The sequence below is a fragment of the Mesorhizobium sp. M0239 genome, from assembly GCF_040321815.1.
GTDB lineage: Bacteria > Pseudomonadota > Alphaproteobacteria > Rhizobiales > Rhizobiaceae > Mesorhizobium.
The window spans coordinates 14,726-40,788 of the sequence record NZ_JAMYSG010000030.1 but is presented as its reverse complement, the minus strand read 5'-3'; the positions used below and the strand labels follow the sequence as shown (position 1 = coordinate 40,788).

The following is a 26,063-nucleotide window of genomic DNA, read 5'->3' as shown; positions in this document are numbered from 1 at the left end:
TTTCCCTTGGAATTGCGGTAGAGCATCGTTTGCGTGAAAAGATGAGGGCTCTCGGCCGCTCACACGCGCTTGCAGAGGAAATAACGATCGGCGGGCTCTGAAGTCGGCGCCGGGAGGCGTTGCAGCAGCGGGTGATCGAGCGGCGTGCCACTGACCGCGAAGCCGCCGACGCGAAGCAGGCTCGCAATCAGATCGGGAAGCCAGGTAGCAGTCACTGCATCGCGATCGTCATAGCCGGTGCCGATGTCGGCATGAACAAGGGCGGCTTCGATGCCAATGAACTTGCGGGCCGTCTCGCGTATTTCGCCGAGCACGAGGTTTTCGGCTTCGGGAATTGAGCTGGCATGTGCACCGACTTCGCGGTCGAACACCACGATCCGGCGCCCGGGCAGGCGCTCGCGCAGATGGTGGAACGTCCGTCCGTTGCCGAGGCCGAGCTCGAGCACAAGCCCCTCCATCTTCGCCACCTCGACGCAGACTTGGTCGAGAATGTCGCGCTGTGCGGTCATCCTGCTGATGAAATTCTCAAGGCGACTCATATGCTTTGTGTGTCCTGAACCAGCTCAAGATCGGCAATGCCTCCGACACGAACTGTTCACGGGTGTATCCCGAAGGCGTAGTGCCAAACTCGATCACGTGTCGGAACATATAGAGGCGGACGATGAACACTGCAACAACCGTACAGGCAGCCGGCAAGGATCATACCGGGTGGAATAGGCGGCACGGCGCGCGGCAAAATAACGACCTCACTTGTAGGGATCTGCGGCGTCCCGCAAGCCGTCACCGAGGAAGTTAAACGCCATGATGACGAGAATGACGGGGAGCATCGGCAGGAGAAGCCATGGATAGAACGCGATCACGCTGACGCTGCGCGCCTCGGTGAGCAGGATTCCCCAGCTGGTTATCGGCGCCCTCAGGCCGAGCCCGAGGAAGCTCAGCGCCGTCTCGCCCAGGATCATGCCAGGAATCGAGAGCGTCGCCGTCGCGATCAGATGCGACATGAAGCCGGGAATGAGATGCCGCCTAATGATGCGGCTGCTTCCGGCGCCCATCAACTGCGCGGCGAGAACGTAATCTTCCTCGCGCAAGGCCAGAAGCTTTGAACGCACGGCCCGCGCCAGTCCGGTCCAGTCGAGCACTCCGAGGATGACGGTGATGCCGAAATAGATCAGGATTGGGCTCCAGGTTATCGGCATGATCGCCGCCAGGGCCAACCATAGCGGAATGCTGGGAATCGATTGCAGAACTTCGATTATTCGTTGAACGATCAGGTCGAAGATACCGCCGTGATAACCGGCCAGTCCGCCGATGACGATGCCCAGCAGGAAGCTGAAACTGATGCCGACGAGGCCGATTGTCAGTGAAATGCGTGCGCCATAGATCATGCGCGAGAGCACGTCGCGCCCCAGCCGGTCGGTGCCCGCCAGGAAAAGCTGACCGTTTTCGGCAGCGCAGACAAAATGCCTGTCACCTTCGATCAGGCCCCAGAACCGGTAACGATCGGCCTTGCAGAAGAAACGGAGCCGCTGAACATCGTCCTGGTTGTCGATGTAGTTCCGCTTGAGCGTGTCCATGTCCAGCGTCATCTGGCGGCCATAGACGAACGGCCCGACGAACTGGCCGTTGTGGAACAGGTGCACCTGCTGCGGCGGCGAATAGATGTAGTCCATGTTGCGCGTGTGCAGGTTGTAGGGCGCCAGGAACTCGCAGATTAATATCCCGAAATAAAGCACTACCAGGAATATGCCGGATACAAGGGCGAGCCGGTGCAAGCGGAATTTCCACCACATCAGCCGCAACTGCGACGCCTGAAAGACCTTCGACTGCTCCACCGTCATCGCCTCGACCGACTGCAGGTCAAAGGGCGCGCTGGAAACATAGTGTTCTAGTGGAGCACTCGGTGCGGGGAGCGGCGAATCCGTTTTCATTTGGTGCTGCCGCCCTGCAAACGAATTCGTGGATCCAGCAGCGCCAGCGCCAGGTCGGAAATCAGGACGCCGATAACCGTCAGGAAGGCGAGGAACATCAGGAACGACCCCGCCAGATACATGTCCTGGCTTTGCAGCGCCTTGATCAGCATCGGCCCGGTCGTTTCCAAAGACAGCACGATCGCGGTGATTTCGGCGCCGGAGATGATGGCCGGCAGGATGGAGCCGATGTCGGAAATAAAGAAATTGAGCGCCATGCGCAGCGGATATTTGACCAGCGCCCTGAACGGATGAAGACCTTTGGCGCGCGCGGTCACCACATATTGCTTGTGTAGCTCATCGAGCAGATTGGCGCGCAGCCGCCGGATCATGCTTGCCGTGCCGCCGGTGCCGATGATCAAGACCGGGATCCAGAGATGGGAGAGTATCGACTTCGCCTTGGCCCAGCTCATCGGCTCGCTGAGATATTGCGGGTCCATGAGATGGCCGATGGACGTGCCGAACCAGATGTTGGCGAAATACATCAGGATCAGCGCCAGCATGAAGTTCGGAATGGCAAGGCCTAGGAGGCCAAAAAAGGTCAGGCCGTAATCGCCCCAACTGTATTGATGCGTCGCGGAGTACATGCCGATCGGAAAGGCGATGAGCCAAGTGAAGATGATCGTGACGAAGGAAACCAGCACAGTCAGCCACATTCGGTCCCCGACGACGTCGCGAACCGGCAACTCATACTCGAAGGAATAGCCGAAATCGCCGTGCAGCATCCCGCCGACCCAATAGAAGTAACGAATGATCGGCGGCTTGTCGAAACCATATTCCTTGCGCATCATCTCGATGCGATCGGAATCCACCCCTTCGCCCTGTGCCCGAAGCTCGGCGACATAGCTGTCGAAATAGTCGCCGGGGGGAAGTTCGATGATCGTGAACACCAGCGCTGATATCACCAGCAGCGTTGGAACCATCACAGTAATGCGCCAGACAATATATCGAAGCACGCTCAGGACTCTCCAAGCCAGAATGTATCCGGCATGTAGACACCGAAATAGGCGGTCGGATCGTAGCCGAAGAGCGCCTTGTCAGGCAGATTGCGCAGCCGTGAGGACACCAGAATCGGCTGATGCGTTCCGTTCACGGTCCCGATCGAAAACACCTGATCGGTGTAGATCGACAGCATCGAATTCCAGATTTCGGCGCGCTCTGTCGCTTCGGTCGATGCGTTCCAGCGCTTGAGCAAAACCATTAACTCGATCACTGCAGGAAGATCGGGCGCCTCGCCCATCTTGCCATGAGACAAGTAGTGAGCACCCCAGAGCGGCCATTGCAGCTGATCGTCGATTGTGGGGGCCAACTGACTCGGGTTCATGTCGGCGGTCGGCACGCCATTGTCGATGCCCGACCACATCGACATCATGATCTGGCCGCCAAGCGCGCGGCTGCGGAAGATGTCGCGCTGCGAAGTCCGGATGAACAGGGCGATGCCGATCTTTCGCCAGTGATCGGTGATGAGTTCGAGCGCGTCGGTTTCCAGCGTGCTTTCGCCGGCGGTTTCCACGATGATCTGGGCAGAGCGTCCATCGGGAAGTATCCGCAGGCCGTCATCGTCACGTGCCAGAAGCCCGACCTCGTCGAGCAGCGCGTTGGCCTGGTCGGGATCATGGGCAACCCAAGCTTTAGCGAATTCCGGCCGGTAGAGCGGGCTCTCGGACAAAACCGTATCGGCGCTTTCCTGCGCCAATCCGTAGAACACGGCCATATTGATCTCGCGCCTGTCCACGGCGAGCGAAAGTGCGCGGCGCACGCGCACGTCACGCAGAAGGCCACGCCACACCTGGTCGGCACAATTCAGATTCGGCAGCAGCGCCAGCCGAGAACCCTGTGTGCGTTTCCACAGGTGCATCTTCACCGGATAGCGCTTCTCCGCGTCCTTCAGGAAGGAGTAATCGCTGAAGTCAATTCCCATGCATTGCAGGTCGCTCTCGCCCGCCCCGGTCTTCGCGGAGATGATCGCCGATGAGCTGACATTCATGATGATTCGGTCAACATAGGGCAGTTGCCGGCCGTTCTCGTCTGTCCGATGAAAGAAGGGGTTGCGCTCGAAGATGAATTGCTCGGCCGGCGGCTTGGTTCGGTTCTGCCAGGGGTCGAGCGTCGGCAGTTCCGGGTTCTCCGGGCGATATTGCCGCGACATACGGATATGCAGGAGCGTCCATTTCTGGGTCCGGTTCTCCTTCATCAGGCCGGCGAGCCGGAATGGATCCTGATATTTCTTGTGGAACTGCTTGAGATAGGCGGATGGCAGAACAAGCGATATCGGCGAAGCGGCAGCGAGCTTGGGCAGGAAGTCGGGATTGGGCGCATCCCAACTATAGCGCACCGTCAACGGATCGACGATCTCGAAGCGTGGCGGCTTGCCGTCCGCCATCAGGGTCGGGGCGAGCCCGCCTTGCGAAAGCTCATCGTTCAGCCAGACATCTTCCCAACAATAGCGAAAATCCTCCGGCGTCAGCAGGCTGCCGTCGGACCATTTGTGTCCTTCCCGTATCTTGAACGTGAAGATGCGATCATCCGCGACGTCGAAATTTTCGAGAATGTCGGCCTGCAAGCTAAGCTTTTCGTCGTAGCCGACCAGGCGAGAATATCCGTAAATCGTCATCATCCGGATATCTTTCTGGCTGCCGATGATCGTACGCAGCGTGCCGCCATATTGGCCCGGCTGCCGGCCCATCGTGGCGAGATTCAAGGCGCGCGGGCTCTTGGGCAGGCGCTCGGTGAGTGCTGGCAGCGCCCTGGCCGTCAGCTGCGGCCGAAGAAATTCCGGCTCCAGGTCGCCAGCGCGCGACGTGCCCGGCAGGAGTGCCGAAGCCATCACGCCAAGGACGGTGCGACGGCTGATCAATGGCGTAACTCGCTGACATCGGCCGAACGTCGGGCCAGCACGAGGTGGCCGCCGCCAAGATCGAGCGGCGCCAGGACATCCTCGTCGCCTTCTTCGCGGAATTGTGGTCCCCATGCGCTGGTGTCAGAAGCGCCGCCGAGCTTCAGCGTCTTGAAATCCATCGGCCGGTCGAGATCGGGGAAAGGTACCGCGGCGACCAGGGAGCGCGTGTAGGGGTGGATTGGTTTCCTGAGCAGAATTTCGCGCGGCGCAAGCTCGACGATACGCCCGCCGCACATCACCGCGATGCGGTCTGCCATGTAGTCCACCACCGCCAGATTGTGGGATATGAACAGGTAGGTCAGGCCCAGTTCTTTTTGCAGGTCCTTCAGAAGATTCAGGATCTGCGCCTGGACAGAGACATCGAGCGCCGAAACCGGCTCGTCGCAGATCAGGAGTTCAGGCCCCAGCGCCAATGCGCGCGCGATGCCGATGCGCTGACGCTGCCCGCCGGAGAAACTGTGCGGATAACGCTTGATGAAGCGCGGATCGAGCCCGATTGCCTGCATCAGGCTCTTGACCGTGGCGAGTCGGGACGCCGCATTGCCACGCTCATGGATCTCCAGCGGCTCGCTCAAGATGTTCTCCACCGTCATGCGAGGTGAAAGCGACGAAACCGGGTCCTGGAAGACCATCTGGATTTTCGCGCGCAATATGCGCAGGGCATCTCCCTCTGCGCCCAGGACGTCGGTCGGTCCATCGCGGCCGTTGAAGATCACAGAACCGCCGCTGGGGGTAATGGCCCGCATGAGGATCTTGCTGACGGTTGTTTTGCCACAGCCGCTTTCGCCGACCAGACCCAGACACTCACCCCGCCTGATGTCGAAGCTCACGCCGTCCACGGCGCGAACAGAGGATTGATGACCCCCGCTGAACCATCCTGACTTGCGGATGGTGAAGGTCTTAGTCAGATCCCTTACCGACAGCAGGATGTCGTCTGGCCCCTTCGATGCCGGGGCAGTCTGCTTGCCGAGCAGGTTCCCGACATTCACCGGCACCTCGCGGAGCGCCTTTAGCCTTTCACCGGGCTTCAGGTCGAAATGCGGAACGGCTGCCATTAGGCCCTTCAGGTAAGGGTGGCCCGGCCGGCGGAATATCGCCTCGACAGGCCCCATTTCCATGATCTCGCCATGGTACATGACCACCACCTCGTCGGCGACATTGGCGACCACGCCGAGGTCGTGCGTGATCAGCAGCATCGCCATGTTCAGCTTGGTCTGAAGCCCGCGCAGCAATTGCAGGATTTGCGCCTGGATGGTGACGTCCAACGCCGTCGTCGGCTCGTCGGCGATCAACAAAGCAGGCCGGCAGATAAGCGCCATGGCGATCATGGCGCGTTGCCGCAATCCTCCCGAAAGTTCAAATGGATACATGTCGTAGGCGCGCTTGGGATTGGGGAAGCCGACAAGGCCGAGCATTTCCTCGGTCCGCGCCTTGCGCTCCGCCCGAGCCATAGGCGTATGAATCTGCAAGGATTCGCTGACCTGGTTGCCGATCGTGTGCAGCGGCGAGAGCGATGTCATTGGCTCCTGAAAGATTTTGCCGATGCGGCTGCCTCTCAACGCCCGGATTTCGGTTCCGTCACGCTGCATCTGCAGGATGTCTTGCGTCGTGCCAGGCTTTTCAGGATCAGAAAACAGGATACGGCCGCGAACGTGGGCCGTATTCGGCAAAATGCCCATCACTGCCTGGCTGAGAACCGATTTTCCGGAACCGGACTCGCCCACAAGCGCGGTAACCTTGCCGGGCAGGACGCGGAGATTTGCGCGTCTGACGGCATGCAACGGTCCCCCGATCATGGCAAAAGAGATGCCAAGATCCTCGATCCGCAGCAGATCAATGCCCGAATTCATCCTCACACCAGCCCCACTCTGGCAGTCTGCCGGGCGGCAGACCCAAAAAGCGAGACTAGCGTATTGCCAGCCTAGAGCAACTTGGATTCGAATCGAATTCCGCGACGGAACCGGCGACCGGGCTGCACACCAAGGCTTTCGGACCGGATCGTGTCGGTTACTGGAGCTTCCTCCGGTCGCTTGCCGACAACCGCGCGGCATCGCGATGAAGCAGCATGACCTGCTCGGCGTCCGATATCCGGTCCTGAATCGGCGCAGCGTCTTCATCGAGCGCGAGAGCACCCGACAAATCGGGTGAAAGCACCGTCAGCTTCTGCTTGATACCCGCCAGTTCCTCTGTGCCGAGCGTCAGCCAACTGTTGTCGCCGCAATAGCTGGCGAAGTCCTTGCTGGCGAGAACGCTGTGCGGATATTTCTTGGTCAGGGTCTGGAGACGCTGGACCTCGTTTACAGCCGAGCCGAAGACAGAGAATGTCAGCCGGTCGGTAAGTCCGACGTTGCCGAACATCACATTGCCGACATGCAGGCCGATACCAAACTTTATGTCGCCCAACCCCTGCTCCTTTCTGCGCAGATTGAGCTCCATCATGCGCGCGCTGGCCTTGTGCGCTGCCGCAAGAGCAGCCTGGCAGGCGATCTCGGACTGCGAGCGATGCCTTTCGCAGGGGTAGACGGCGATGAAGCCATCCCCCAGGAAACTCATGATCTGCCCGCCTTTGCGATTGAAAGGTGCAGCGATGGCATCGAAAAACTGGTTCAGCGTATCGATGTAGATTTCGCGACCGGAGGTTTCGGCAAGCCTTGTCGACCCCCGCATATCGCCCATGACCAGTGCGGCCCGGATTGTGTCACCCTCGCCGCGCTTGATCTGGCCGTCCAGCACACGTCTGCCGGCGTCGCCGCCAAGATAAGTGGTCATCATGTTGTCGGCGAGCTTGGTGAGCACCGCCATCTTGGTGGCGATAGCGAGATAGTTCTGGATCCGCAATAGCGCCGAAATCATGCCGTCGCTGAAGCCAGACGCACTGTCGGTCGACCACGACCCCATCATGCCCTGGCTGGTATCGCCGTTGAAGGGATGCACGAATGCCATGTAATCGGTGACGCCCATACGCCTGAGGTCGTCGAAAACAGGAAACTCCGACCGCACCGAGGGGTCAAGCCGGCGCCGCAGGTGGTCGAGCTTGTTGCTGAGCAGATGGTAGTATGGGCTGGTCAGGAATCTGTCGGAATGAACGCCGTTCTCACTGCGGAAGCCTTCCACTTCCAGGCCCTGGCCGCGAAGCCAGGTAAAACCAAGCGCGTCATAGAGCGGATGAAGCATCGAAAAGCTCAAATGCACCCGCTTCAGCGGCAGGCCGGCAGCAGCCAACCGTTCACAAAAGCCCTTTACCAATGTTTCCAGGTCGTTGCCCGCCAGCGCCGATTGGCTCAGCCAGTCGGCAACTTTATCCATGAGAATAGTGGAAACTTCTGCTTGCGCTGTGCTCATGCTATCTCAAACCCGTCGAAGACGAGCCATCTCCTTTGATCCGCCACACAAGTGAAGGCAGTGAAGCCGGCTTCGGCGACGAAAGCCGGCGAAGAATTTCCTAAATAACTCCTTGCAGGAAGGAAGCAGCGTAAACAGCATCTATCACCTGGAACCCTATGTGGCGAGGCTTCCGGCGGAGTGCAATCTCGATCCTGACATCGGGCAAAGAATTCGCCGTCTCAGACATCGTCGGGCCTTCACCACCACTGTCGCTTGGACCAGCCCGAGGCGGCCAAAATCATTGCGTGTGTCGACGACCAGAGGAGCGTGATCAGCGATCGCCTGATAGTCGATCGCGTCGTGGTAGGTTGCCACGACGACAGCATCGGATCCTTCGGGGATCCTCTCCGGCTCCCGGTGTTTCGTCAGCGGTGTCGGAACGCAGATTATGATGGCATCGCAGACGGCTAGTTCGGCAAATCCGCAGTGGTGCGGAACCGCCCGGCCGGCACGGCTGTCGACGTCACTGCCTCAAGTAGGATTGGCCGTTGCTCAGGCATCGACCTTCCGGGCTTCGATGTCGAAGCCGGAAACCGGGAACCCGGCGCGTGCGATCGCAACCGACAGCGGCAACCCGACATAGCTCGGTCCGATCACGCCGACTTGCGCGACGCACCTCGAAATCCGGTTCAGAAGACGGTCATATGTTGATCGTTAGGCGTCCAAAAATCTGCTTTCCCGTCAATTCGGACAGGCTACCCGCTCCCATGGCGCGGCTCACCGGTGCCAAGAACCATGAGTGAGGGCATATTGCGGAAATCGATTTCCGCAAGCAGTCAGCAGACCGGCGCCTTCGCCTTCAGGCTTGCGGCAGCCATCGCGTAGCCGCCGGCGGCGCCATCGATGAAATGAACATGATCGCGCTGCAGCGGCGAGATGACGAGGCAGGTCATCAAGGCCGACTTCTGGCGGTGCAGGCCATAATTGCAGATGCCCGCCTCTTCCGCCTGCTTCAGCCGGTCTTGGATCCGATGCAGCACATCCGCGTCAACGTCGATGGTCATCTTCAAGCCGTCGTCGAACTTTCGGAAATCCGAATTGCTGGCCACCTCGCGTTTGTAGACCTTCGGATCGAAACGGCCAATCGTCCAGCCAAATCGATCGGTTACAGCCGTAAGCGTCATCAGGAACACGATCCACAGCTTCGACCGCCACCGCCATCCTGCCGTGGCCATCGCCCGCGCCTCGACATCCAGGCCGGCGGGCAGCAGACTGTAGCCCGGGCCGTCCACCGGCACCGGGTGGCCATCGCGCTCCTGCCTGCCGGCGAGGGCGATGATGTCGGAAGCCAGAAACTGAAACCCGCGCAAGTCGCGCGACGCCCCCGGTGTGGCTATGATCGAGACGATTTCGCCATGCCGTGCTTCGATCGGGTTCCAACGGCAGGAAAGGCCGGTCAGATCCGGCCGCGCGCCGACCGGCGCAGGATCGATGCGGTAGCGCCCCGCTTTCATCTCAGCTTCCGCCCAACTGCCGCCACCGCCGGCGAACATGGCATAGAAGGCCGCTTCGGAGGCCTGGAACCTCGCCACGCGAACGTCGAGGCCCTGCGCCCTTATGTCCCCTATCGGCACGATCGCGGCGCGCAAGGTCAGGCCCAGTTCGTCCGCCACCCATCTTTGGACGGCCGCCAGCGCGTTGCGGGCGATCTCCAGCGCCGAGCCGGGAAACGCCACGAGTGCGCCGTCGCCGCCGAAGACAAAGGGGAGATCTTGCCGACCCAGCGCATTGAGCAGCGCCGAAATGACGCTTGCGCCGGCCATATTGACGGTTTTATAGCGCCCCGCCTCGATCGCCTTGGTCGAGCCGACAATGTCGGCAGTGGCCAGCGCCCAGCCATCGGGGAGGGGCCGATAGTTATCGATATCGGCAACGCTTTCGAACTTTGCGAAGACCGGCAAAGAAGCGACAAAAGGGTCGGACGCGACAGCTGTTTCCATGGCCATCAGATAGCACATTCCACGACTTGAAGGTGAAGTCGATCACGCTTGGAAATTGACTTGCGCAGGCTTTCCGATGATAGGGTCGCGCGATGCGAATTGCCTTCTACGCGCCGCTGAAGTCACCCAATCATCCCGTTGTCTCCGGCGACCGCCAGATGGCACGGATGCTTGTCAAAGCGCTGGAGTACGGAGGGCATAGCGTCGAATTGGCATCTGAGTTGCGCTTCTATCTACGCCAGCCGGAGTCGAAAAGTTTCGAGGCACTCAAGATCGAGGCCGCAGAGGAAGCCGCGCGGCTGACCAAGCTTTGGGATCGTGACGGCAAGCCCGATCTCTGGTTCACCTACCATCCCTATTACAAGGCGCCCGACTTGATCGGGCCGGAGCTGGCGTCGGCCTTTGCTGTCCCCTATGTGACAGCGGAAGCCTCCTATTCCAGGCGACGCAATGCCGGCTTGTGGGCCGATAGCCAAGCATTGGTGGCGCGAGCCATCGAACAAGCGGCTCTGAACATCTGCTTCACCCAAAGGGATCGTCAGGGACTGGCGGATGCTATTCCCAAGGCCGCTTTCGGTATGCTTTCGCCCTTCATCGACATATCGGCATTCCGGGAAATCCCGGCACGGGGTTGTCCGACGCGCCTCGTTACCGTCGCCATGATGCGCCCGGGCGACAAACTGGGCAGCTATCGCATGCTGGCGCAAGCGCTCGGCTTGATCGGCCATATGCCCTGGACCATGTCGGTCGTCGGAGACGGGCCAGCTCGCGACGAGGTCGAAGCGCAATTCGCCGGCTTGCCCGCCGATCGTATCGAATGGATCGGCTCGATCGAGCCTGCCGCCGTGCCGGATGTCCTTTATACCGGGGGAATCTATGTCTGGCCGGGTTATGGCGAGGCCTACGGCGTTGCCTATCTTGAAGCACAGGCCGCCGGCCTTCCGGTGGTGGCTCAGGACATCGCCGGCGTGCCGGAGGTCGTGCGGGATGGCCAGACCGGGTTTCTCACCCCGCCGGGCGATGTCGCGGCGTTCGCTTCCGCCATTGAAAGGCTTCTGGCCCGGGACGACGAAAGAACCATCATGGCCGCGGAAGCCCGGCGTTTCGTTCTCGAAGAACGTTCCCTCGGTGGCGCAGCTGCGCGTCTGGCCGAACTTATTGCGAAGGTCCCGGTCTCATGACGTCCGATCCGATCTGGCAGCCCTTGGTGGAAGAGCTGGCGCGCCTGCAACGGGCGGGCCGCAAGGCGGAGTTCTGGCTGCGCGACGACGACGCCGTGTATCCGACGCCTGCGCTTGATCGGCTGCTCGACCTCACCGGTGAATTCGCGGTTCCGGTCACTCTGGCCGTCATTCCGGCCCTGACCGACGCGAAGCTTGTCGCCCGGCTCGACGAGGCCCCGCATGCCACGGTCGCCATCCATGGCTGGGCGCACCGGACTCATGCGCCCGAGGACCAGAAAAAGCAGGAGCTCGGCGCGCATCGGCCACGCGAGGCGGTGCTCGATGATCTGGCTCGCGGACTGTCGCGAGTAACCGGCCTGCACGGCGCACGTGCCGTTCCGATGCTGGTGCCGCCCTGGAACAGGATCGACGCCGGCGTGGTATCCCACCTTGGATCGATAGGTTTTGCGGCCTTGTCAGTCTATGGGCCGCCGAAGCCGGCTTCATTGGCGGTCATCAACAGCAATGTCGACATCATGGATTGGCATGGCACGCGCGGCTGCCGCGATCATGGTGTATTGGTCCAGGCTATCATCGCACACTTGCAGCATGCATCCGACGGCGAGCCGATCGGCCTGCTCACCCACCATCTTGTACATGATGAATCGGCCTGGCTTTTCCTCGAACGATTGTTGACAGTCACCGCACAGGCTGAACCCTGTGCATGGCTTCCGATCAGGACATTGATCGGGCGCCACGCGGGTAAAGGAAAATAGCTCAGCGCTTTCTGTGCGATGAGACCGGGAATTTGAGCATCTGGCCATCCCGCGCGGCAAAAGCGCCGGCAAACCTGTCCTTGGCCAGCTTCTCCATCTCGTCCAGTTGCTCGTCGGTGCGTGTCGGATCGTGGTGAAACAGCGCAAGCGCCCGTGCACCGGCCGCCTCACAGAGCTTGACGCCCTGTTGCCATGTCGAGTGACCGTTACCGCGGCGGCGTTCCATTTCCTTCTCGGTGTAGGTGCAATCGTAAATGACGAGGTCGGCATCTTCGATCAGGTCGAGCACCGACTGATCGAGTTTGTCCGGCTCGTGCTCGGTGTCGGTGATCACCGCCACGACGCGGCCGCCCCATTCGATCCGGTAGCCTATGCAGCCTCCCGGATGGGTGAGACTGCCGGTCCGAACCACCACCCCTTCGCGCGGCCGAAGCACGTCTCCGGATACGAAATCGCGGCAGTCGAGATTTGCCTTGCAGACGTTCATTTTCACCGGAAACCACGGCGGCCGTATGAACTCATCGATAATCTGCCGGGTCGTCATGCGTCCTGCAAGATGCCCGGACCAAAGCGTAAGCTTGACGCTCGGGTCGAAGATAGGCGCAAAAGCCGGCAGCCCGATGATGTGATCGTAATGGCAATGGGTGAAAAGCAGGTCGAAATCGGTCACATCCGACGCCTGAAGCGCCTTGCCGGCAGGCCGCAGGCCAGAGCCTGCGTCGAACAGAAGCGTATGCTTGCCGCATCGCATCTCAATGCAGATTGTGTTGCCGCCATAGCGAGCGAATTCTGGCCCGGATACAGCAATGCTGCCGCGCACGCCCCAAAATCTGACCAGGAAAAAATCGTCGTCCATGCTACCTTTCGCCCATCATAGCTCTAGGCGCTTCGTGCGTCGATCAGATCCGCGGTCGTATGGCTTAGCCGATCGGCAAGAACCCGCAATATCTCGATGGTCATTTCCGGGAACTCCTTCATAAGCCTCAGGAAATGATCCTTGCGGATTCTCAAGGCCTCCAGATCACTTGCCGCGCTGACGGTGGCAGTGCGGGAGCTGTTGCACAATATGGCGATCTCGCCGACAATCGAATTTGGCAGCAGTTCGGCAACTTTCATCGGCCCGCTGTCGGAATCGACCAGAATATCCGCCCTGCCTGAAAGGATGACATAGGCAGCGTCTGCCTCGTCGCCCTGCCGGAAAAGAATCTGGCCGGCGCTGTAATTCACGCGATCGGATGTGAACGCGAGCAGCTTGAGCTTTGCCGGCTCAATGCCAGAGAACAAGGGAACGCGTTGCAGCATTCCAACTTCATCCTTGAGCAGCATTGTCGCAAACCTTCCTAAATTCGCGTCTGCCAGACTATGACAGAAGTTCCTTGAAGATACCGTTCTCTGCCAAAAGTGTCTCGTGTGTACCGTCTTCCACCAATTGACCCGAGTCAAAGACGATAACGCGATCGAACATCATCGCCATTGCCGGACTCGTCACGACCCACACAATTGCCGGCGAATGGCCGTCGCGTCTGGCTTCCTCGAGCACGTTTCGCAGCACCTTGTCCTGAATGCGCTGGTCGAGCGCCGACAGCGGCCGGTTGAGAATGAGAAAATCGGGACGCTTGAGCAGAGCCCGGGCAACATCGAGCTTCTGTCGCTGTCCGCCGGTCAGCCGCCTTCCACCGGCGCCGACGTTGAAGTCCAGGCCGACATCCAGAAGCTCGGCATAGAGCCCCAGCTCGTCAAGAATGTCATAGACGATGGAGCGTATGCGGTCCGGGGCGTCGGGATGGTTGTTTCCCACACGGCCGAATAGGACATTGTCCATGACGGTGGCCGCGGCAATGTATTTGGCAGGATCATACCGTTCGATCGCGTTGTGCAGTTCGGGCGGCAGGTTTTCATAGAACTGGTTGCGTGCGGCGACGATCTTGCTCATCAACTCGTCGGTCAGCAGGCCGAAGCGGTGCCGGGGCTCGATATAGGCAAAGCTCAAGGTGATGATCATGGCGCGGTCGGCCTCCGAAACCGCCTCGTAGGGGCGGTTCTTGAGCCGCTGCAGCAAGGTCTCGTAGGCGGGGATCTCCTCGGCGCTCATGAAGGCGAGCTGCTGGAAGAACTGGTGATCTGGCGGCAGGTCGGCAAACAGCTCGATGGCCTGTTCGGCGATCTCCATGCCCATCTCGTAGAGCGTGCTGTCGAGGCCGGCCTGCTTCAGCACGGAAGCAAAGTAGGGATTGGCCGCCAGAGCCTTGTCGGCCAGTTCGGGGCCGGCGGCGGCGCCGAAAAGCAAGTTCTGGCCGATCGTCGCTTCCGTGTTGTAAGCGCCCGGCTCGAAAGGAACCACCAGTTCGCGCAGCCCTTCCTGTTCCAGCCGGGTTCGCAGCGCTGCACGCAGTTCGACGATCCGCCCGGCGAGCTTCGTGTGACGCGTGAGGTCGGCCGAAGAGCGCAAGCCAAGATCCAGTATGTCGCGCGACAGAAGAACCGCGTCGAGCACCCGGCGCACCGCTTCAAAGAGGTCGTGCGGGCCGGTAGCACCGGCGGAAGCATAGTCGATCCAGTCGCTATGGACGTCGAAATCCGGATTGCCCGACCGGCGCGCCTCGTCCATGTTCCAGCGCTGCTGGTCTGCCGCGGCGCCGTCATAAGTCACCGATGTCAGCGGTGCATGCTTCAACCCGTAGAGCAGGTTATCGCGCAGGCTTGCTTGGAACAGGAAAACATCCGACGAGGCGTAAGACATGCGCCGGCCGGTCACGGCTTCGGGGAGTTCAAGCAGGTCATCGGCGCCCGAAGCGACCTTTCCACTCTCTGGCCAGTTCAGACGCGCGAAGGCTTCTGCTAGCGCCTCCGCTCCGCCTGTCGGGGTGCTGACCAGCGCCACCGTCTCAGCCGGCTTGACCTGCATGGAGACACGGTTGAGGAGCATTGCACCGCCATCGTCTGCCATGGAGAGACCGACCGCCGACAGCGGGTTTGTCATCGGACCGCGATCGTCGATCGTCAGTGCCGCGATTCCCGGCGCAATGATATCCTCGACGGTGAACTGTTCAACGACCTGCTGATATTTGACCTGGACATCCTGCCGATCCTGATCCCAGTCGATCAGTTCCTTCATCGGTCCGGGCAGGTCCTTGTAGGCTCCGATCACCGCCACGAGTTGGCCGACGTCCAGCCGGCCCCCGATGACCAGATACCCGCCGATCATGTAGAACAGAAAGGGCGTGAGCTGTGCGAGAAAATTGTTGAGGAACTTTACCATGAATTTCCATTGGTAAAGATCGAAGCGGATCTTGAAGATGAGCCCTAGCCTAGCAGCTATGTCGGCGCGCTCGTAGTTCGACGTATCGTGGACGTGAACCGCGCCGATGCCGTCAACGATTTCGCCAACCCGGCCAGAAAGCGCGCGCGCCGTCAGCTGCCGTTGGCGCCCAAGCACGAGCAGCCGCCGCCGCATCCGCGGGATGAGTACGATCTGGATGATCACGATCACCACCGCTATCATTCCGAGCCAGACGTTCTGGACCATGATGAACAGCATGGCCGTCAGCGCCTGGCCGCCGAGCAGCACCGGCTGCAGGAAGGCATCGCCGATAAAGCCGCCCAGCGGCTCCACCTCATCCTTCACCATGGTCGCCACTTCGGCGGATTTCACCCGCTTGAAGTAAATCGGCGGAAACCGCAGCACACGATCGATCAGATCGAAGCGAATACGCCGCAGCATGCGTTCGCCGAGGCGGCCCTTGTAGGTGTTGATGTAGAGTTTGAACAGGCCGTTGATGACGACCAGCAAGAGGAACACAAGGCTCAGGGCAAGCAGCGTCTCCTTGCGGTCAAGCTGAAAACCGGAGAAGAACTGGACCTCGCCAATGAACGGCAGGTTATAGTGCAATCTCATGAAGGGCAGGGTCGTGCCGGGTTGCTCGAACCCCTTCCCCTGGATCGGGCCGTTGACGATCAGCTTCGGCAGGTCGAAGGACATGAAATATGGGATCATCGAAAGCAGGACGATCATCAATATCCAGATCTGCTGCTTCCGGGTGTGCGTCCAGATATAGCGGGCTAGGCTGGGTTCCATATGCGACTGTCAGTTTGGAGGATGCAGGCGGTGAAAGCACCTGCTGGCAAACGATGTATCGGCAATGTCTTCGCGGATGGACGCCGCTGGTCGGGACAGACGCAATCGGCCCCCTTCGCCACCGTGCAACGGCGAAACGGCTGGCGGCATCGTCTTATCCGCAAGTCGAACAGGCTCGCGTGAGGCAATATTGCGTTGTGTCGCCCGAAATCCCAACATAGAGGACGAATATGATGGATGTCACACAAGCACGCAATGCCGGCGGGCACGAACAAGCCTTGGATCTCGCCCGGGGAATTGCCGCCTATGTCGACCACCCTCTCGTCGCCGGGCTGGCGCGCGTCATCGCCAAGCATCCGACGGCCGACATCGCCAACGCCTTCAACCACAAGCAGGTCGCTTGCAAGATGTGGGCGCTCGACGAGCTGTTTGGAAGCTGCGGCGGCCGGTTCGGGCGTATATGGGTGCTGGGTGGATGGTACGGCGTATTGCCGGCAATGCTTTTCAACGACGCCCGTTTCGACATTGCGGCGATCGACAGCATCGACATCGATCCGGAAGTCGGGCCGGTCGCCCGGACCCTCAACCGGGAAGCCGGCGACCGCTTCCGGGCGCTGACGGAAGATATGTACGCACTCGACTATGCCGCCGGGCGGCCCGACCTAGTGGTCAATACGAGCTGCGAACACATAGCCGAGCTGGGTGCCTGGCTGGCCCTGCTTCCGCGGGGCACGAATGTGCTGCTGCAATCGAACGATTACTTCAGCGAGCCGACGCACATCAACTGCGTGGCTTCGCTTGCAGCCTTCGAAGCAATGGCGGCGCTACGGGAGATCAGGTTCTCCGGCGAACTGCCGACAAAAAAATATACGCGCTTCATGCTGATTGGAACTGTTTGAAGCGCGTTTCGCGAATCCAACGAGATGCGACCTGCGTTAGGATTTCGAGGACCAGGTTCGTTGCCGCTCGCGCAGGATTTGCGCAGAGTGACGGGCGCCTTCCAGATCGAGACGATGCGCCGCTGGCGCCGGTCCCGCAAGCGCCTGTTCGATCGCTTGCGCCAGACACTCAGGCGTCAGGTCCTTTTCCATCCGCACCGTTGCAAGGCCGAGCTCTTCGAGCATAAGGGCTCGAACCGTCTGTTCCGTTTCCCCGCCGGCTGCAAAGGGAACGAGCAGCGAGCGACAGCGCGCGCGCAGGACATCGCAGACAGTGTTGTAACCCGCCTGCGAGACCGACAGGCGGGCGCCGGTCAGCAAGCTGGCGAAATCCTCGCGAAACCGGAAGATGGACAGGCGCGGCGTCGCATCGCGTGTAATCGCGTCAAATTCGTCCTTCGGCAGGTTTGGGCCGGTGATCAGACACCATTTCCAGGCGTTGTCGGCATTCCGCGCTAATGCGATGGTGGACCGGACAAGGCTCTTTCCGGCGGCCCCGCCGCCAACCGACACCACAACGTCGAAACGCTCGGAGGCCGCGGGCGCTGGTGGCGCGGCAACGAGCCCCGTGTACGCAACCTCGGCCCTGATCGCTCCCGCCAGTGGAAATGTCTTGTCGATGGTTGCGAAAGCCGGATCGCCATGGACCATGACAAGGTCAAAATGCCTGTTAACGAGATCGACCGTTTCCTCGTTTCGGCCCGGCTTGACGCGCTCCTGAAGGATATCACGGACTGACGTCACCAGCAGCGGTCTGGGCGACGCCGCGTCGATGGCCTCGATCAGCGGCAAGAGTTCGAAACGCATCTGCCGGCGCCCAAATGGAAACGCCTCGACAATGACGATATCAGGCCTGCAATCCCGGAATGCCTGCAGCAGCATCTCTGAACGCCGTTTCTTGAAATCATCGTCGATGGGCTTGCCCTGCAGGTCGACAAGACCGGAAAATCCTTCATCACCGGAGGTGACAGATGGCAGGGTTACAGATATTGCCCCCAATCCCGGAAACCCCGCGACCGGCGCTCCGCCAGTGACGATGGTTACGTCAAACCCGTCATCGACCAGAGCCGCCGCGACGCGGCTGGAGCGCGCGAGATGGCCGATGCCGAGCAGGTGCTGGACATAGAAGAACGCGCGCAGCCGCTTCATTCGGCGGCCCGCCACTCCCGTTCGAACAGCTCCTTGAGCTGTCCAATGCTTGCTATGTGATCGAAATTGCCGCGCACGCGCGCCTCTGCGGTGTCGCCGAGGCGGGCACGCAGCACGGGATCACGGATCAGCCGCTCCAGCGCCTGTGCCAGGGCAATTGGGTTTTCCGTCGGAACCAGCAGCCCGGTTTCATCCGGCGATAAAAGCTCCGGCACGCCGGAAATATCGGTCGACACGCAGGCAAGCCGCTGGCTGGCCGCCTCCACCAGAACATTCGGCAGACCATCGCGGTCACCATTTGCGGTGATCCTGCAGGCCAGGGCGAAGATATCGGCGCGGCGGTAGTGCTCAAGCACCTCTTCCTGCGCGAGCGCGCCTTTCCAAGAGATGCGACCATCCAGTCCGAGCTTTTGCGCCAACGCCTTGAGCCGTTCCAGTTCCTCGCCGCCGCCAATATGCTCGAAACGCCACGCTAAATCACCGGGCAAGAGGGCAAGGGCCTCCAGCAAGGTGTCGTAACCTTTCTTTGCAACGGCGCGCCCGACACTCAGAACGATAACCGGTTCGTCCGGCGCCGAGCCGTCATGCTGTTTTCGTGCCTCGCCGAAAATGCCGAAGCGATCAAGGTCGAGCCCATGATAGCTCAAATGCACTGACGAGTTGCCGTCGGCGAGTTTTTTCAGACGGCCGAAGCCGGTTTTCGTGCAAGTTACCGTCCAGCGCGCCGAGGAAAGCTTGCTGGCCAGATCCCAATCCGCCGAAGTCCAGATGTCCTTGGCATGGGCCGAGCAGCTCCAGGGCAGACCAAGAAGCTGGCTGGCATAGCGCGTCACCGATGCCGGCGTGTGCGCGAAATGCGCATGCAGCCATACCGCGTCTTCGGGCCATTCGGCCGCTAGCACGAGCGCTTGCCCGAAACGGCGCGCGCGATTGCGCGTAAAGTCGCGCGGCATATCGACGGCCAGCGATCCCAGTGCACGCCAGAAGCCCGGCCGCAGCAAACAAGCAGAAAGCGAGCGAACCACGCGCAGCGGCTCTTCATGCAGATATTCCGGCAGATAATGGACGGGCGCTTTGATCTCGTCATGCACGGGGTGGCGTTTTGCGTCGGTCGGCCGCCTGAGCGCGACGAGTATCAGATCGAACCCCGCACGCTCCAGTCCGAGCAGTTCCTGCGCGATGAAGGTTTCCGAGAGCCGCGGATAACCCTTCAGAACCACGACGATCTTGCGATGTTGCAACTCAGTTCATGCCTTCAATAACCGAAAGGTGAGGGCCAGCCTGCCGGTCGAGCAGTTCCGCGACGATTTCGGAAATATGAGGGAGCCCTTCCAGGGTCAGATGTGGATTACTCTGGGATGGACGAGGCCGATTCGGCAGCGCCACCAGTGCATCGGCAAATCGCTGGGAGTCCTTGGCTTCCTCCGGCAAAAGCATTTCGACGAGGCCCAGTTCGGCTGCGCGCCGCGCGCGGATCAGTTGTTCCTGGCGGGGTTCGATGCGCGGCACGATGAGCGCCGGCTTGTCGAAAGATAGTATCTCGCAATAAGTATTGTAACCGCCCATCGCCACTACCGCCTTGGCGCCGGCAATCAGGTCTTCCATGCGGTTGTCGAACTCGATAATCTTGATGTAGGGGATCGTGGCCCCCTTCTTCAGCAACTTGTTGCGCTTGCGAGCCGGCATGTAAGGCCCAAGCACGATCAGCGCCTTGTGCTGCAATTTCGGATCCTGCTGATAAGCGTCGATGACGTCGTGAATCAATTCGGCGCCGTCGCCGCCGCCACCGGTGGTAACCAGGATATAGTCGCCCTCTGGCCGGTGGCCGGGCAACTGGTTCCGCTGCAGGCTCCGTTGCAGGAAACCGACGAATCTCATTTTTGCCCTGACAGCCGGCGGCACATCCAAGCCAGTCAACGGATCGTAGAAATCCGGCGGGCCATAGGCCCAGACCTTGTCGTAGAACAGGCCTATCTTGCGCATCACATCCCTGCGCGCCCACTCTGCTTCGAGCAGATGCGGTGCATCCATCACCTCGCGCAGGCCAAGCACCAGCGTGGTGCCCCGCGTCTTGAGGTAGGACAGCGTGTCCTCAATCTCACCGCGCAGGCCGAGCGGTTCCTTGTCGACGATGAAGATATCCGGCCGGAAGGTCTCGGCTGTGTGGCGGATGATCGACTGACGCATCCTTAGCGTCTCATGCAGATCGATGTCCTTTTCCAACGAGGTGTATTCGCCGTTGCGCAGCTTGATGACGCTGGGGATCTTCACGAAGTCGACACGGGCGCGGTAGTCGAAGGCGCCAGCGATAGTCGCACCCGAAATGATAAGCACCTGAAGCCCACGGAAATCCTCGACTAGCGAATGCGCAATAGTCCGGCAGCGCTGCAAGTGGCCGAGCCCGAACGTGTCGTGGCTGTACATGAGAATTCGTGCGTTTTCTGCGTGCTGGGTCATTCTTGAACGTCTCTTAAAATTCTCGCCTTGACACCGTGAGTGGCCCGCCGGCTTCGAAACCATCCTGGGTTTGGCCGCAATTTTCAATTTTATATTGCTTCTATGGAATGCCGTTCAGATATGCTTTCTGATCGCGAGTCCGAGACTAGATGGGTTGGCGAATATCGCCGCGCGGGTGTGAGCAGAGACTTCCTGTTATATTGTGGGATGGATCGAAGAGGAAAGCGATGTCAAAAAAATCGGCAGAAATCATCCCTCTTGATTCCAATCCGGACTGGTAAAGGTGAAATTCCCCTATCTTGCCCATATAGCCAATTGCTTGATCGGTATACGAAAGGACAAGGTCGCTGGCGTCGCACGGCGCATTCTTGTAGAACTCATTCGTGCGCCATTGCACTCGCCTCGGGACCAAAGGTGCCGCCCATTATTCTCTTGACGGGCGGTCTCATTGTGATTCACCGACCAGAAATTGAGCCATCTGTCGCCAAGCTAGCCGGAATTTCAGCAAAAATCGAGTGGATGCCAGCGCGGTCGCAACACACCACCCGCTGCAGGGTGTGTGCGACACCGGTTGCTTGTCGATCGTTATGGCCCATGCCAATGCCTTATTGGAGCGGTGACGGTACTTCTTTAAACGGCTTGGGCAGGCCGTCGAACGTCGTGAGGTACAAAAATCGCCCGATTGGTCCCGATAGTTGGTGAACCCTCGAAAATTCTTTGCGGCGAATTCCCTTTAAAACCAAAAGCGTAATTTTTTGACGGCTCTGGTGTCGGTCTCTTTTGGGATTATAGGGATATTTTAGTGCAATTTCAATGAGTTATAGGCTACTTGATCATGCCTTGCGGATCGAGCCGCTTGTCGGCCAGCCATTCGACGACGCGTGGCAACAGCCGGCGATTCAGGCGCGAGCCGGCACGGGATCGCGCACGGAGTGGATCACCTTGTCGGCACCGAAGCGTAGCGCCCGCTCGAGGCGAGCTTCATCGATGTCGGCCACGATGCAGCGGGCACCATGCATTTTGCCAACCTGCAGCACCGTGACGCCGACGGTTCCGGCACCCTGATCAGCAGTATCACAGAGCCACAGCCGGTGCGGTCGAGGACGTTGGCGGCAATCGAAATCGGTTCGGCCAGCGCCGCCAGACTGAACGGCATGTCGGCCGGAATTGGAATGGCATTATGCGCCGGGACGGCGACGAAGTTACGGAAACCGCCGTCGCGATGGACGCCGATCACTTCGAGGTGGGCGCAGACATTGGAACGGCCGATCCGGCAGGGATAGCAGTGGCCGCACGACACCACGGGGTCGACCACCGCGCGGCCTCCTCCCACGGCAACGCCGGTCACATGGCGTCCGAGCGCGGTGACGGTGCCCGCGAACTCATGGCCGATGACGCGCGGATAGAACGGCGAACGGATTGGAGCCATGCAGGATGTGAATGTCGGAGCCACAGATGCCGGCACGGCTGACGTGAACGACCACTTCGCTGGCGCCGGGCTGTGGCATGGCGCCCGGCCGGATTTCTAGCGACTGCGGCGCGCTGACAAGAACCTCAGCATGAACACTCCAGCTAAGTATACTAGTCGACAATTGCCATGGCTAACAGATCGTCAAGTTGGTGCGCGACCAGAGGCCTCCTGATGAGGCGATCGAAGCGGAACGGGCCGGGGATAATTGGACAAGCGTTTCGGCGCTTCTCGCCTAGCGACGTCGTCGAGTCTCCGATGGGACATGCCAGACTTGTAAAACGTCCGCTAGGGCCATCCCGAAGTCGCGAAGCTGTCAGTCGGGTTCCGGCCCCATTTCCGCCGTTCTGGACCCTGCTCCCAACGTTCGTAAAACGAGGTCAGCTATGGTCGGCAGTTTGGGGTCGCGGGAGCATACGAAACGATACGGGAAGCTTTCAGATTCTGGCCCACGAAAAACTCAACAGAACCAAGGATTTTAATATGCCCTCCGGGCCCACCATTATCGTCAAACTGCTTTACAACACAGGGCGGCGCGAAAGGAATCGAACTGCCCGTTATGCGCTCGTTCGCAATTGACGACCCAAATTCAGTAGCGTTTGTTCAATCTTCGCAAATGGCAGCAATGCGCTTCAAGTCGGCCGTTCGACACTGGGTGATCTCCCGAAAGCTGACATCGCCTCTGAAGTCAACTGCGGTCGCTCCTGCGCACGCCCCATAGCACGACCGGCCGCGGGCAATTCTCCATCCGTTCGGGCGGATGCAGTCCTTCGGCGCGATAGCGGGCTAACTCTCAGCAAATATATGCGCCGTGCTTCCGGGCTGATCGAGTCTCCAGATGCGGGCTATACACGCGCGCATCTCGTCGGCGGTGGCGCCGCCTCGAAATTCGGCAAGGCGTATGGCCTTGGCTTCCAGTTCCTGTTTCGCAAGCGTGTTGCCGGGGTCGCCCTTGGGCTCGTCGACGCGGGTATCGAGTTTGCGGCCGTCAATGGTCATGACGCTCACCTTGCCGACCCATTGCTTGGGATAAAGTCTGTCGATCTCGGCGTCGAACTCCATCCGCACCTTGGCGCGGAAACGGGCGACGCGCGTGTCGGCAAGTGCTTGGTGTTCGAACGCGTCGAGATCGGCGACGCCATGGACGGCGATGAGGCCCAACACTGTGCCCATGGAGAACTTCGCCTGGTGGACGGTTTGTGGAATGACCACCGCGCCCAGGACATCGATGGCTCCCTGATGGACATGGGTTACCACATCAGCGATGTCGTCCGGACCGAGCCCCTCGCCGCGCATGAGAAGCTGCAGCGCATCAGCGGCCGGATGGGTGTGCCGGCAGGCGGCGTGCCATTTGAAGGAGGTCTCCTCGGTTGCCCAACGGCTGCCGAGGCCGTCCGTCAGGCGGGCCGGATCGGCGTCGCTGGACATGCCTGAAGCCATGCCCTTTTTCCCTTCGAGGATCTGCGCGGCCCCCTTGAAGCCATCGCGTGCCAGATAGGCAGAAAACAGGCCGTTGGCGGCGGCTCGCGCCGTATGAAGCTGCTTGGAATCGGCGGCATCGCGCAAGAATTCCCAGAGCCCTGCCGCCTGGGTGCCGGCGGAGCCGAGAGCATGGTTGAGACCGGCTGCGTCCAGTCCGATCAATCTGCCGACCGCCGCGGCCGCGGCGACAGCGCCAGCGGTGCCGGTGGTGTGGAATATCTCGTAGTGCGAGCGTCCGAGGAATTCTCCTACGCGGATGCCCACTTCATAGCCGGCGATGCAGGCAGTCAGGACGTCGCGGCCGGTCTTCCCCTCAGCCTCGGCAACCGCCAGGACCGCCGGAAAGATCACGGCCGCCGGGTGAAAGACCGAGCCGTTGTGAACGTCGTCCTGTTCCACGATATGGGAGGCCGCCGCATTGACCATCGCCGCGAAATAGGGGCTTGTGCGCCGCCGCGTCGGGATGATGGTGCTTGGGCCGTCCGCCGGCCCCATGGCACGCGCAAAGCCGTCGATGATCTCGACCTGGTGCGCACCCTTGCCGGCCAGCGCCGAGCCGAGCCAGTCGATCATCAGTCCTTTCGCGAAATGAACGACGCGCGGCGGGATCTGTTCGAAGTCGAGTTCGGCGATGAACGAGCAGAGCCTGGCGGTCGGCCAATCGGCGGTGTCCGTGCTCATCTGTTGCTCCTCCTCTGGCATGCCCTTTAGACCAAAGCGGCCCGGCGCAGGACCTGCCTTGCACGTTCGATGACCGGCCGATCCACCATCTCGCCGTTCACCTGGCTGGCTTCGCCTGATGAGGCCGCGCCAATGATGTCGCGTGCCCATGTGATGTCATTTTCGCTCGGGCGAAAGCCATTGCGAATCGGCTCGATCTGCCTCGGATGGATGGCCATCTTGCCGCCAAAACCCATCTTCATGGCGTGGCGGGCGTCATCCTCCGTGATTTCAGGATTGCTCAGGTCGGTCGTTACGCCGTCGATCGGCGCGGCCCGGCCAGCGGCGCGCGAGCGCCAGACGATTTCGCTGCGAGCCGCAAGCAGGATCAGCCGATCATGCGCGCAACCGAGATCGAGCGAGAAGTCGACCGAGCCGAAGGCGACGGCAACGACGCCGGGCGTGGCCAATATGTCCGGCAGATTGGCAAGGCCGACAGCACTCTCGACCAGCGCGATGACGGAAACGCTGCGTGCCATGTGCCTGGTCATATCAGTAATGTCTTCCGGCCGCTCGGCCTTGGGCAGCATGACGGAGACGCCGTCGAGGCGCCGCACGGCATCGATATCCACTTCGTGCCAGGGTGTGCCGACGGCGTTGATGCGAAGCACGACCGCGGATGTCAGCACGGCTGCATGGGCAACGACTGCTTCCCGGGCGCGCTCCTTGTCGCCAGGGGCGACGGCATCCTCGAGGTCGAGAATGACCGCATCCGCGCCGCTGCTGTCGGCCTTGGCAAAGCGCTCCGGCCGCGAGCCGGGTACGAAGAGCGGCACCACAGGCGTGACGAAGCTCACCATTGCGCCGTGGCCTTCACCGTCACATGGCCGTCGGCCGACCGTACCTCGAGGGCCATGCCATCTTGGCCTCGGGATGTTGCGCTCAAAAGCAGGCGCTGCGGGCCGGTCGCGGGATGCACGCCGCGGAACGAGAAACGGCGCGGCGACGTGCCGGCAATGGCGGTGGCGAAGTTCATCAGCAGCGTCGCCTGCAACGGGCCATGGATGACGAGCCCGGAATAGTGCTCGACCGTCGTGGCGTAGGGCGCGTCATAGTGGATGCGGTGCCCGTTGAACGTCAGCGCGGAATATCGAAAGAGCAGCACGGGATCGACGTTGATCGTGCGCTCGTGCGATGCGGCCAGGGGCGAATTGGCCGGCGGGGCAGGGGTCGCCGCAGCAGCTTCGGCGGCGCGATAGACGATGGTCTGGTCCTCCTCGATCACCGGACCGGAATCGTTGGCAATGTCGTGCCGGACCGTGACGAAGGTGAGGGGGCCGCTGCGGCCATGCTTCTCCTCTATGGCGGTCAATGTCGAGCGGCGGCGGATGGGGTCGCCGGAGCGGATCGTCGCCATGAAACGCACGTCGCTGGCAGCCCACATGCGGCGCGGAAGCGGCACCGGTGGCAGGAAGCCGCCTTTGGCCGGGTGCCCGTCAGGTCCGAGTTCACGCATGGCGGCAATGTCCGGCGTCAGGCACCAGTGCAGTCCTGGCGGGGCCGCGCCCTCGGCAGTCTGCGCCGCGTGGTCCCCAAGCGTGGCGCCAAAGCTGGCCAGCAGGCGCGGGGTGACAATGTCCTCGACCGTGTGTGTGCGTCCAACCCATTCCTGCAGCGTGGTTATGTCCAGGCTCATCAGGTCCTC

Annotated in this window: 21 protein-coding genes; 3 read left to right on the top strand and 18 right to left on the bottom strand. The window is 60.8% G+C overall.

Going from position 1 to position 26,063, the window contains the following annotated elements; genetic code table 11:
* Positions 1-59: 59 nt before the first annotated feature.
* From NKI99_RS26645 to NKI99_RS26610, 8 genes are all read right to left on the bottom strand, one after another.
* Positions 60-539 carry a class I SAM-dependent methyltransferase gene (locus NKI99_RS26645; protein WP_023809557.1) on the bottom strand — a complete coding sequence of 160 codons (480 nt, stop codon included), beginning with the start codon at positions 537-539 and terminating at the stop codon, positions 60-62.
* Positions 540-746: 207 nt separating this feature from the next.
* Positions 747-1,928, bottom strand: coding sequence for an ABC transporter permease (locus NKI99_RS26640; protein WP_031212616.1), 1,182 nt, complete (start codon positions 1,926-1,928; stop codon positions 747-749).
* Entirely contained in the window at positions 1,925-2,923 is a 999-nt protein-coding gene (locus tag NKI99_RS26635; RefSeq protein WP_023809555.1) for an ABC transporter permease, read from the bottom strand. The genes NKI99_RS26640 and NKI99_RS26635 overlap by 4 nt, the downstream gene beginning before the upstream one ends.
* A 2-nt stretch (positions 2,924-2,925) precedes the next feature.
* Positions 2,926-4,824 carry an ABC transporter substrate-binding protein gene (locus NKI99_RS26630; protein WP_023809554.1) on the bottom strand — a complete coding sequence of 633 codons (1,899 nt, stop codon included), beginning with the start codon at positions 4,822-4,824 and terminating at the stop codon, positions 2,926-2,928.
* A complete protein-coding gene (locus NKI99_RS26625) occupies positions 4,821-6,716 on the bottom strand; it encodes an ABC transporter ATP-binding protein (RefSeq protein WP_023809553.1) in 1,896 nt (631 codons plus the stop codon). The genes NKI99_RS26630 and NKI99_RS26625 overlap by 4 nt, the downstream gene beginning before the upstream one ends.
* 157 nt (positions 6,717-6,873) lie before the next feature.
* The gene (locus NKI99_RS26620) at positions 6,874-8,208 is read right to left on the bottom strand and encodes an adenylate/guanylate cyclase domain-containing protein (RefSeq protein ID WP_352442503.1); all 1,335 of its coding nucleotides are present in this window, start codon (positions 8,206-8,208) and stop codon (positions 6,874-6,876) included.
* A 534-nt stretch (positions 8,209-8,742) separates the two neighbouring features.
* The gene (locus NKI99_RS26615; RefSeq protein ID WP_023809549.1) at positions 8,743-8,847 is read right to left on the bottom strand and encodes a hypothetical protein; all 105 of its coding nucleotides are present in this window, start codon (positions 8,845-8,847) and stop codon (positions 8,743-8,745) included.
* 179 nt (positions 8,848-9,026) lie between these two features.
* Positions 9,027-10,208 (bottom strand): DUF3095 domain-containing protein, encoded by a 1,182-nt coding sequence (locus tag NKI99_RS26610; protein ID WP_081734769.1) that lies wholly within the window; start codon positions 10,206-10,208, stop codon positions 9,027-9,029.
* 74 nt (positions 10,209-10,282) lie between these two features.
* Between NKI99_RS26610 and NKI99_RS26605 the strand changes: the two genes are divergently transcribed.
* Positions 10,283-11,371: a glycosyltransferase family 4 protein gene (locus NKI99_RS26605; RefSeq protein ID WP_023809547.1), complete on the top strand. Its 1,089-nt coding sequence runs from the start codon at positions 10,283-10,285 to the stop codon at positions 11,369-11,371.
* Complete coding sequence (locus tag NKI99_RS26600) at positions 11,368-12,129, top strand: polysaccharide deacetylase family protein (protein ID WP_352612688.1); 762 nt, start codon at positions 11,368-11,370, stop codon at positions 12,127-12,129. The genes NKI99_RS26605 and NKI99_RS26600 overlap by 4 nt, the downstream gene beginning before the upstream one ends.
* A gap of 1 nt (position 12,130) precedes the next feature.
* On the opposite strand, the gene NKI99_RS26595 is transcribed toward NKI99_RS26600, so the two are convergent.
* Genes NKI99_RS26595 through NKI99_RS26585 form a run of 3 tightly spaced genes read right to left on the bottom strand, consistent with a single transcriptional unit; the run spans position 12,131 to position 16,204 of the window.
* Positions 12,131-12,985, bottom strand: a complete 855-nt coding sequence (locus NKI99_RS26595) for an MBL fold metallo-hydrolase (RefSeq protein WP_023809545.1) — start codon at positions 12,983-12,985, stop codon at positions 12,131-12,133.
* 23 nt (positions 12,986-13,008) lie between these two features.
* Complete coding sequence (locus tag NKI99_RS26590; RefSeq protein WP_031212612.1) at positions 13,009-13,455, bottom strand: cyclic nucleotide-binding domain-containing protein; 447 nt, start codon at positions 13,453-13,455, stop codon at positions 13,009-13,011.
* Between the two features lie 34 nt (positions 13,456-13,489).
* Entirely contained in the window at positions 13,490-16,204 is a 2,715-nt protein-coding gene (locus NKI99_RS26585; RefSeq protein ID WP_352442505.1) for an ABC transporter transmembrane domain-containing protein, read from the bottom strand.
* A gap of 233 nt (positions 16,205-16,437) precedes the next feature.
* On the opposite strand from NKI99_RS26585, the gene NKI99_RS26580 reads away from it, so the two are divergent.
* A complete protein-coding gene (locus tag NKI99_RS26580) occupies positions 16,438-17,103 on the top strand; it encodes a class I SAM-dependent methyltransferase (protein WP_081734794.1) in 666 nt (221 codons plus the stop codon).
* Positions 17,104-17,139: 36 nt separating this feature from the next.
* On the opposite strand, the gene NKI99_RS26575 is transcribed toward NKI99_RS26580, so the two are convergent.
* From NKI99_RS26575 to NKI99_RS26540, 7 genes are all read right to left on the bottom strand, one after another.
* Positions 17,140-18,291 carry a glycosyltransferase family protein gene (locus NKI99_RS26575; RefSeq protein WP_023809542.1) on the bottom strand — a complete coding sequence of 384 codons (1,152 nt, stop codon included), beginning with the start codon at positions 18,289-18,291 and terminating at the stop codon, positions 17,140-17,142.
* Positions 18,288-19,532: a glycosyltransferase gene (locus NKI99_RS26570; RefSeq protein WP_352612686.1), complete on the bottom strand. Its 1,245-nt coding sequence runs from the start codon at positions 19,530-19,532 to the stop codon at positions 18,288-18,290. Before NKI99_RS26570 ends, NKI99_RS26575 begins: the two co-directional genes overlap by 4 nt.
* A 1-nt stretch (position 19,533) precedes the next feature.
* Positions 19,534-20,748, bottom strand: a complete 1,215-nt coding sequence (locus NKI99_RS26565) for a glycosyltransferase family protein (RefSeq protein ID WP_023809540.1) — start codon at positions 20,746-20,748, stop codon at positions 19,534-19,536.
* 937 nt (positions 20,749-21,685) lie between these two features.
* Positions 21,686-22,177, bottom strand: coding sequence for an alcohol dehydrogenase catalytic domain-containing protein (locus tag NKI99_RS26560; protein WP_023809539.1), 492 nt, complete (start codon positions 22,175-22,177; stop codon positions 21,686-21,688).
* Between the two features lie 825 nt (positions 22,178-23,002).
* Positions 23,003-24,379 (bottom strand): MmgE/PrpD family protein, encoded by a 1,377-nt coding sequence (locus NKI99_RS26550; RefSeq protein ID WP_023809537.1) that lies wholly within the window; start codon positions 24,377-24,379, stop codon positions 23,003-23,005.
* 26 nt (positions 24,380-24,405) lie between these two features.
* Entirely contained in the window at positions 24,406-25,218 is an 813-nt protein-coding gene (locus tag NKI99_RS26545) for an HpcH/HpaI aldolase/citrate lyase family protein (protein ID WP_352612684.1), read from the bottom strand.
* Positions 25,212-26,054, bottom strand: coding sequence for an HTD2 family dehydratase (locus NKI99_RS26540; protein WP_023809535.1), 843 nt, complete (start codon positions 26,052-26,054; stop codon positions 25,212-25,214). Before NKI99_RS26540 ends, NKI99_RS26545 begins: the two co-directional genes overlap by 7 nt.
* Positions 26,055-26,063: the final 9 nt, after the last annotated feature.

Bases quoted from the DNA above. Each gene is read 5' to 3' on its own strand.
- NKI99_RS26645 (WP_023809557.1), bottom strand. From the start codon at position 539: ATGAGTCGCCTTGAGAATTTCATCAGCAGGATGACCGCACAGCGCGAC.
- NKI99_RS26640 (WP_031212616.1), bottom strand. From the start codon at position 1,928: ATGAAAACGGATTCGCCGCTCCCCGCACCGAGTGCTCCACTAGAACAC.
- NKI99_RS26625 (WP_023809553.1), bottom strand. From the start codon at position 6,716: ATGAATTCGGGCATTGATCTGCTGCGGATCGAGGATCTTGGCATCTCT.
- NKI99_RS26620 (WP_352442503.1), bottom strand. From the start codon at position 8,208: ATGAGCACAGCGCAAGCAGAAGTTTCCACTATTCTCATGGATAAAGTT.
- NKI99_RS26610 (WP_081734769.1), bottom strand. From the start codon at position 10,208: ATGTGCTATCTGATGGCCATGGAAACAGCTGTCGCGTCCGACCCTTTT.
- NKI99_RS26605 (WP_023809547.1), top strand. From the start codon at position 10,283: ATGCGAATTGCCTTCTACGCGCCGCTGAAGTCACCCAATCATCCCGTT.
- NKI99_RS26600 (WP_352612688.1), top strand. From the start codon at position 11,368: ATGACGTCCGATCCGATCTGGCAGCCCTTGGTGGAAGAGCTGGCGCGC.
- NKI99_RS26595 (WP_023809545.1), bottom strand. From the start codon at position 12,985: ATGGACGACGATTTTTTCCTGGTCAGATTTTGGGGCGTGCGCGGCAGC.
- NKI99_RS26590 (WP_031212612.1), bottom strand. From the start codon at position 13,455: ATGCTGCTCAAGGATGAAGTTGGAATGCTGCAACGCGTTCCCTTGTTC.
- NKI99_RS26585 (WP_352442505.1), bottom strand. From the start codon at position 16,204: ATGGAACCCAGCCTAGCCCGCTATATCTGGACGCACACCCGGAAGCAG.
- NKI99_RS26580 (WP_081734794.1), top strand. From the start codon at position 16,438: ATGGATGTCACACAAGCACGCAATGCCGGCGGGCACGAACAAGCCTTG.
- NKI99_RS26575 (WP_023809542.1), bottom strand. From the start codon at position 18,291: ATGAAGCGGCTGCGCGCGTTCTTCTATGTCCAGCACCTGCTCGGCATC.
- NKI99_RS26565 (WP_023809540.1), bottom strand. From the start codon at position 20,748: ATGACCCAGCACGCAGAAAACGCACGAATTCTCATGTACAGCCACGAC.
- NKI99_RS26560 (WP_023809539.1), bottom strand. From the start codon at position 22,177: ATGGCTCCAATCCGTTCGCCGTTCTATCCGCGCGTCATCGGCCATGAG.
- NKI99_RS26550 (WP_023809537.1), bottom strand. From the start codon at position 24,379: ATGAGCACGGACACCGCCGATTGGCCGACCGCCAGGCTCTGCTCGTTC.
- NKI99_RS26545 (WP_352612684.1), bottom strand. From the start codon at position 25,218: ATGGTGAGCTTCGTCACGCCTGTGGTGCCGCTCTTCGTACCCGGCTCG.
- NKI99_RS26540 (WP_023809535.1), bottom strand. From the start codon at position 26,054: ATGAGCCTGGACATAACCACGCTGCAGGAATGGGTTGGACGCACACAC.